Source organism: Streptomyces sp. NPDC045955 (assembly GCF_056430805.1).
In genome coordinates this window covers 120,217-127,457 of sequence record NZ_JBWKKY010000022.1, presented here as the reverse complement: position 1 = coordinate 127,457, position 7,241 = coordinate 120,217, and the positions used below count along the sequence as shown (strand labels likewise).

Below are 7,241 nucleotides of genomic sequence, written 5' to 3'. Positions count from 1 at the left end.
CTCAAGGAACGGTCGCTTCCTTTGTACTCACCCTCTCGGGCTTTCCTCCGGGCGCTTCCCTTCGGTCTTGCGTTTCCGACTCTATCAGATCTTTTTCTTCGATCTGACCCCTAGTCAGCGGGGTTCGTCTTCCCGGCCGCTGGGCCGTTCCGACGTGTCCAACCTTAGCGCGTTCTCTCGGCGTTTCCAAAATCGAAGCCAGTGCGGAGTCGATCGGGTCGTCGAGTCCCAATTCGAATTGAATTCGGGCACGCCGAAATCAATCCCGTTGGGAGCGATCTTGCTAATGGTTGGGTGCCGCTCATGCGGCGGAAGTGCTGTCGCAGAACCGTTACGGCTCCGCGGCAACCCGAAGAACTCTACGGATCAGGAAGGGGGCTGTCAAGCGGCCCCTGTCAAGATCTTTGTGCGGGCGTCAGTCCAGGTCGGAGAGGCGGCCGCCGGCGTCGGGCTGGGCGTCTTCCACCCTGCGCAGCAGGCGGGTGAGGACCTCGCCGAGCGCGGTGCGCTCCTGCGGCGACAGGTCCTGGAGCAGATCCTCCTCGAAGACCGACGCCAGGCGCATCGCCTCCAGCCACTTCTCACGACCTCCGCTGGTGAGTTCCACGATGACGCGAACCCTGTTGGACTCGTCCCGTTCCCGGGTGACCAGTCCTTCGCCGACCATGCGGTCGATCCGGTGGGTCATGGCGGCCGGGGTCAGGCCGAGGCGCTTGGCCAGGTCGCTCGGGCCCAGGCGGTAGGGGGCGCCCGAGAGGACGAGGGCCTTCAGTACCTCCCACTCGGCGTTGCTGATGCCGAGGGCCGCGGTCTGACGGCCGTAGGCGACGTTCATGCGGCGGTTCAGGCGGGACAGGGCCGAGACGATCTGTTCCACCTGGGGGTCGAGGTCCTGGAACTCGCGCTGGTACGCCGCGATCTGCTCTTCGAGGGTCGGCTCGCTGGGGCCGGGGGTGTCACCCATGGGCGCAGTATGGCACGGCCGTTCTTTGCCTTGAAGTCCTTGGATATGTACTCTTTAGCTTCGAACTTTAGTTTCGAAGTCTTCACTCCTAACTAGTGAGAGAGGTGAACGTGACCAGGGCGATGGGCGCAGCGATGCGCCGGATCCACGTGGGCAACGCACTCAGCGCCTTCGGGCTCGGCTTCACCGTCCCGTACCTGTACGTCTATGTGGCGCAGGTGCGGGGACTGGGAGCCATGACGGCGGGTCTGGTGCTCGCCGTCTTCGCTGTGGCGGCGCTGGTCGTGCTGCCGTTCGCCGGGCGGGCCATCGTCCGGCGTGGACCGTTGCCGGTGCTGTTCGCCGCCCTGGTCACCGCCGCCCTCGGGGCGCTGAGTCTGGGGGTCGCGAGCAGTGCGGCCGCCGTGCTGGTGTCGGCTGCCCTGCTGGGGGCCGGGCAGGCCGTGATGCAGCCGGCGCTGGCCACGATGATCGTGGACTGCTCGCCGGCGGAGACGCGGTCGCGGGCCTTCGCCATGCAGTTCTTCCTGCAGAACCTCGGGCTCGGGGTGGGTGGCCTCATCGGCGGTCATCTCGTCGACACGTCGAGCGCCGCCTCCTTCACGCTGCTCTTCGCGATTGAGGCGGCGATGTTCCTGCTGCTGGTCGTGGTGATGGCGACGGTGCGGGTGCCGCACGCGCTGCGGATCGAGGGCGCGCCCTTGACGTCGGGGCGGGGCACCTGGAAGCAGTTGCTGGGCAACCGGGCCATGGTGCAGTTGTGCGTGCTGGGCTTCGTGCTGTTCTTCGCCTGCTACGGGCAGTTCGAGTCGGGGCTGAGTGCGTACGGGGTCGAGGCCGCCGGGATATCGACGTCGGCGCTGGGGACCGCGCTGGCGGCGAACACGCTGGTGATCGTCGTGGCGCAGTTCGCCGTGCTCAGGTTCGTGGAGCGGCGTCGGCGCTCGCGGGTGATCGCCGCTGTCGGGCTGATCTGGGCCGTGGCGTGGGCCGTCGCCGGCTACGCGGGGCTCGGGCACGGGAGCCAGGAGATGGCGACGGCCGCGTTCGTCTCGACGTACGCCCTGTTCGGGCTGGGTGAGGCGATGCTGTCGCCGACGGTCGCCCCGCTGGTCGCCGATCTGGCGCCGGAGGGGATGGCCGGGCAGTACAACTCCGCGTTCGCCCTGGTCAAGCAGCTCGCGCTGGCCGTCGGGCCGGCGGTGGGCGGGCCGCTGGGGGCCTCGCTGCACGCACCGTACATCGTGGCGTTCCTGCTGTTCTCGCTGGGGATCACCGTTCTCGCCGTGCGGCTGGGGCGGCAGCTGACCGAGGTACAGGATCAGCCGTGGCTCGGGAAGAGCCGGGTCGTGGCGCGGGGTGGGGCGTCCGTGTCCGCGGACGTGTGAGGCACCGGTGCCGTCGTCGTGCGCCCGAGCCGATCTGGCCGGTTCCGCGACAGGCGACGTTGCGGGCCGGCGCCCGTGACGGTGGAGCCCGGTGCGGGCGCCGCCGTTCGTCACATCCCCCCGCGCGGCAGAGCGAACTCGCACCACACCGCTTTGCCGCCGCCCGGGGTCCGGCGGCAGCCCCAGTTCGACGCGATCGTGGCGACGATGGCGATGCCGCGGCCTGATTCGTCGCCCGGTTCCGCGCGGCGGCGCCTGGGGAGGTGGTCGTCGCCGTCGGTGACCTCGATGATCAGGCGACGGTCGGTGCGGCGCAGGCGCAGGCGCATCGGCGGGGTGCCGTGCTGGAGGGAGTTGGCGACCAGTTCGCTGGTCGCCAGGACGCCCAGGTCGTGCAGGTCGGCGGGGAAGCGCCAGCTGGTCAGGACGCCGGAGGCGAAGGCACGCGCGCGGGGGGCCGCTTCCACGCCGCCCAGGAGATCCAGGGCGGCGTTGCGGAACAGCTCGCTCTCCGGGCCGGTGCGGGCCGGGTGCTGGAGGACCAGGACGGCCACGTCGTCGTCGTGGTCGGGGGTCACGCCGGCCGAGCGGACCAGGCGGTCGCAGACGACCTGGGGTGTGCCGGTGGCGCCGGCCAGGGCGCTCTCCAGGGCGGCGATGCCCTCGTCCAGGTCGGCGTCCCGGCGCTCCACCAGGCCGTCCGTGTAGAGGACGGCCGTGGAGCCGGGGCCGAGGGGGATCGAGCCCGAGGAGTGCATCCAGCCGCCGGTGCCGAGCGGCGGGCCGGTGGGTTCGTCGGCGCGCAGGACCGCGCCGTTCTCGTCGCGGACGAGGATGGGGAGGTGGCCCGCCGAGGCGTAGACCAGCTTGCCCTCGTTCGGGTCGTGGACCGCGTACGCGCAGGTGGCGATCTGGTTGGCGTCGATCTCGGCTGCCAGGCCGTCGAGGAGCTGGAGGACCTCGTGCGGGGGCAGGTCGAGGCGGGCGTAGGCGCGGACCGCCGTGCGGAGCTGGCCCATGACCGCTGCCGCGCGGACGCCGCGGCCCATGACGTCGCCGATGACGAGGGCCGTGCGGCCGCCGCCCAGCGTGATGACGTCGTACCAGTCTCCGCCGACCGCGGCCTCTGTGCCGCCGGGGTGGTACGTGGCGGCGACGCGCAGGTCGTCGGGTTCTTCGAGCTCCTGGGGGAGCAGTGACCTCTGGAGGGTCACCGCCGTTTCGCGCTGGCGGCGTTCGCTGGCGCGCAGGCGTTCGGCCGCTTCGGCGTGGTCGGTGACGTCCGTGGCGAAGACCAGGACCCCGCGGCTGTCGCCGCCGCCCTTGTCGTCGGCCTGGGCTACCGGGGTGCAGGTGAAGGTGTAGGAGCGGCCGTCGGGAGCCTTGCGGGACTTGACCGTGCGCGGTTTGCCGCTGCGCTGGACCTGGTCCAGGAGGGGGAAGAGGCCGAGGGCGTCCAGTTCGGGGAGGACCTCGCGGGCGCGTTCGCCCAGGGGGCGTACGCCGAAGGCGGTGGTGTAGGCGTCGTTGACGTAGGCGATGCGGTGGTCGGGGCCGTGGACCAGGGCGACGAGGGAGGGCACGCGGTCGAGGACCTCGCGCACCCGCAGTTCGTCGACGGCAGGTACGGACGGGGGCTCGTCGGTCAGTTGTTCGGCGCGGGCGGCGGGTACGGAACCTTCCCCCCGCCGGTCCGGGGAGGCCGTCTGCTCGGTCCGCGCTGCGGCGCGGCGCTGCGTTCCGGGGAGCCGGGCGCTCCAGCGCGTGAAGTTCACGAATCCTTGCCTCGTGTAGTCGTCGGCGGCCGGCACCGGAACCGGCCGGGGCCCCGGGGGCCCGCACCGGGGCGAGGGGTGGCACGCCCGCGGTGGTGGACCAGTCTGGCAGTGAGCGGACCGGACCGGCATCCGTCAGACGCCGGGCCGGCCGGAGGAGTTCCTGAGTCCGGTCAGGACGACCCCTTCGGGTTCACCGGGGGGTCTTGGGAAGGCTTTCCACCGGCCGCGAGTTCGAACTCGGCCCGGGGGTGTTCGAGTGAACCCAGGGAGACGATCTCGCGTTTGAAGAGCCCGGCCAGGGTCCATTCGGCGAGTACGCGCGCCTTGCGGTTGAAGGTGGGCACGCGGCTGAGGTGGTAGGCGCGGTGCATGAACCAGGCCGGGTAGCCCTTGAGCTTGCGTCCGTAGACGTGGGCGACGCCCTTGTGCAGGCCGAGGGAGGCGACCGATCCGGCGTAGGCGTGTTCGTAGGTCTGAAGGGGCTCGCCGCGCAAGGTGCGCACGATGTTGTCGGCGAGGACCTTGGCCTGGCGCAGGGCGTGCTGGGCGTTGGGGGCGCATTCTCGGCCGGGTTCACCGGCCGTGACGTCGGGGACAGCGGCGGCGTCTCCGGCGGCCCACGCGTGCGTGGCGCCCTCGACGGCCAGTTCCGCCGTGCACCTGAGCCGTCCGCGGTCGTTGCGGGGCAGGTCGGTGGCGGCCAGCACCGGGTGGGGTTTGACGCCGGCCGTCCAGACGACCGTACGGGTGGGGAAGCGGGCTCCGTCGCTGAGGACGGCCACCCGGTCCGCGCAGGACTCCAGGCGGGTCTGCAGGCGTACGTCGATGTTGCGGCGGCGCAGTTCGGTGACGGTGTAGCGGCCCATCTCCTCGCCGACCTCGGGCAGGATGCGGTCCGAGGCCTCGACGAGGATCCACTTCATGTCCTCGGGCTGGACGTTGTGGTAGTAGCGCGCGGCGTAGCGGGCCATGTCCTCCAGTTCGCCGAGCGCCTCCACTCCGGCGAAGCCGCCGCCGACGAAGACGAAGGTGAGGGCCGCGTCGCGGATCGCGGGATCGCGGGTGGAGGAGGCGATGTCCATCTGCTCGATGACGTGGTTGCGCAGGCCGATGGCCTCTTCGACGGTCTTGAAGCCGATGCCGTGGTCGGCGAGGCCGGGGATCGGCAGGGTGCGCGAGACGGAGCCGGGGGCGAGGACGAGTTCGTCGTACGTCAGCAGCTGCCCGCCCGTGCCCTCTTCCTCGGTGGCGAGGGTGGTGACGGTGGCGGTGCGCTTGGCATGGTCGATGGCCGTTGCCTCGCCGATGAGGACGCGGCACCGGTCGAGGACACGGCGCAGGGGTACGACGACGTGGCGGGGGGAGATGGCGCCCGCGGCGGCCTCGGGGAGGAACGGCTGGTACGTCATGTACGGGTCGGGGGTGACGACCGTGATCTCCACGTCACCCCGCTCCAGTTCCCGTTTCAGTCTGCGCTGGAGGCGCAGGGCCGTGTACATCCCGACGTAGCCACCACCGACAACGAGAATGCGCGCACGTTCCTTCACCATCCCATGACGCACCCGCCGCTTGCGTTTGTCCACAGCCTCGACGAATTGTGTGACCGGAGCGGGAGAGCGCGCGGAGTTGGCCGGAAAGGCAGGCTGCGGAGAATACCCGCAGGTCAGCGTGGGTGATGCGGGGGGCACTCGGGGGCACATTCAGGACGTATGCGACCCGTACTCCGATCGGTGGGCGCTCCGTGCGGAACGTGCCCCTTCTGAATTGACTCCCTCTCAACTATGTTCGTGTGTCGACGGGGTGTAGGGGGATGCGCTCGCCGGGTCCGCGACGGGCGGCCCGGGGACCCGGGCCAGGTCCTCCGTCCCGGCATCGAATGGCGGGGAGTGTCTCCGGGGGGAGACGTCATTACCGGGGGAATGCGTATGCATGTTCAGGACTCTCATTGGTCGTCCGCTGTCGCGGCGGGTGGCGTGACGATGAGCGCGACGGCGGGGAACGGACGCGGGAACGGAGCGCGGACGACGCCGCTGCGCGTGGACGCACAGCGCAATCTGGAGCATGTGCTGCGGGCGGCGCGCGAGGTGTTCGGCGAGCTGGGATACGGCGCGCCGATGGAGGACGTGGCGCGACGCGCGCGGGTCGGCGTGGGCACGGTGTACCGGCGGTTCCCGAGCAAGGACGTGCTGGTGCGGCGGATAGCCGAGGAGGAGACCTCCCGGCTGACCGAGCAGGCGCGCGCGGCGCTCGGACAGGAGGACGAGCCGTGGTCGGCGCTGTCGCGCTTCCTGCGGACGTCGGTGGCCTCCGGCGCCGGGCGGCTGCTGCCGCCGCAGGTGCTGCGGGTCTCGGTCGAGGAGGAGCGTGCCGGTCAGGCGCGCGTGCCGCAGCAGCGGACGCAGCCGGGCCCCGCGGAGCTGCGGCTGGTGCCGGAGGAGCCGGTGGCGGTCGCCTCGGTGCCGGCGTCGGCGGTCGCCGCGGAGGACGACGCCGGGGCGTCGGCGCTGCTCGAGGTCGTGGGTCAACTCGTGGAGCGGGCGCGTGCGGCGGGTGAGCTGCGGGCGGACGTGTCGGTGTCGGACGTGCTGCTGGTGATCGCGACGGCGGCGCCTTCACTGCCGGACGCGGCACAGCAGGCGGCCGCGTCGGCCCGGCTGCTGGACATCCTGCTGGAGGGACTGCGGTCGCGGCCGGCGTGAGCGGGGGCGGATTGCCGGAACGGGCAGTCGGACTCGGCAATCGGAATCGGCAGTCGGAACGGGTGGAGCGATCGGGCGGAGAGATCGGGCGGTGTGGTCGGCTTGCCGGTCGGCTGGACTGATCGGCCTCGCTTGTCGGCTTGGCCGGTCGGCTTGACCAGTCGGCTGATCCGTCGACCGGAACCGGCTGCCGGAAACCGGCGGAGCGATCGGCCGGTGTCGTCGGCCTGCCGGTCGGCTGGTCTGGCCGATCGAACCCGTCCATCGGACTGGTCGGCTCTGGCGGTCATGACCAGCCGCCGGAGCGGTCGACGTCGCTTCCGAGCCCGGGCGAGAAGGACTCATTCCCCGAATGAGTGACGGCTAGTACTGGCGTGCGGCAAATCCCCACGGATGAGTGATCATCCGAACT

At 71.0% G+C, this 7,241-nt stretch carries 5 protein-coding genes; 2 read left to right on the top strand and 3 right to left on the bottom strand.

Annotated elements, in window-relative coordinates:
• Positions 1-415: 415 nt before the first annotated feature.
• Entirely contained in the window at positions 416-964 is a 549-nt protein-coding gene (locus tag AC07F0_RS33445; protein ID WP_399415695.1) for a MarR family winged helix-turn-helix transcriptional regulator, read from the bottom strand.
• A 122-nt stretch (positions 965-1,086) separates the two neighbouring features.
• Here AC07F0_RS33445 and AC07F0_RS33440 point away from each other — a divergent pair, with 122 nt between their 5' ends.
• On the top strand, positions 1,087-2,352 hold the full coding sequence (locus AC07F0_RS33440) for an MFS transporter (RefSeq protein ID WP_478983698.1): 1,266 nt from the start codon (positions 1,087-1,089) through the stop codon (positions 2,350-2,352).
• Between the two features lie 110 nt (positions 2,353-2,462).
• Here AC07F0_RS33440 and AC07F0_RS33435 read toward each other — a convergent pair whose 3' ends face one another.
• Together AC07F0_RS33435 and AC07F0_RS33430 are read right to left on the bottom strand one after the other, a co-directional pair.
• On the bottom strand, positions 2,463-4,127 hold the full coding sequence (locus AC07F0_RS33435; RefSeq protein WP_478983689.1) for an ATP-binding SpoIIE family protein phosphatase: 1,665 nt from the start codon (positions 4,125-4,127) through the stop codon (positions 2,463-2,465).
• A 173-nt stretch (positions 4,128-4,300) separates the two neighbouring features.
• On the bottom strand, positions 4,301-5,680 hold the full coding sequence (locus AC07F0_RS33430; RefSeq protein WP_478983688.1) for an NAD(P)/FAD-dependent oxidoreductase: 1,380 nt from the start codon (positions 5,678-5,680) through the stop codon (positions 4,301-4,303).
• Between the two features lie 375 nt (positions 5,681-6,055).
• On the opposite strand from AC07F0_RS33430, the gene AC07F0_RS33425 reads away from it, so the two are divergent.
• Positions 6,056-6,829 carry a TetR/AcrR family transcriptional regulator gene (locus AC07F0_RS33425; protein ID WP_478983687.1) on the top strand — a complete coding sequence of 258 codons (774 nt, stop codon included), beginning with the start codon at positions 6,056-6,058 and terminating at the stop codon, positions 6,827-6,829.
• The last annotated feature ends 412 nt before the right edge of the window (positions 6,830-7,241 follow it).

What these genes read in the sequence shown, in the direction of transcription:
- AC07F0_RS33440 (WP_478983698.1), top strand. Translation starts at nt 1,087, where the DNA reads ATGGGCGCAGCGATGCGCCGGATCCACGTGGGCAACGCACTCAGCGCC.
- AC07F0_RS33445 (WP_399415695.1), bottom strand. Translation starts at nt 964, where the DNA reads ATGGGTGACACCCCCGGCCCCAGCGAGCCGACCCTCGAAGAGCAGATC.
- AC07F0_RS33430 (WP_478983688.1), bottom strand. Translation starts at nt 5,680, where the DNA reads ATGGTGAAGGAACGTGCGCGCATTCTCGTTGTCGGTGGTGGCTACGTC.
- AC07F0_RS33425 (WP_478983687.1), top strand. Translation starts at nt 6,056, where the DNA reads ATGCATGTTCAGGACTCTCATTGGTCGTCCGCTGTCGCGGCGGGTGGC.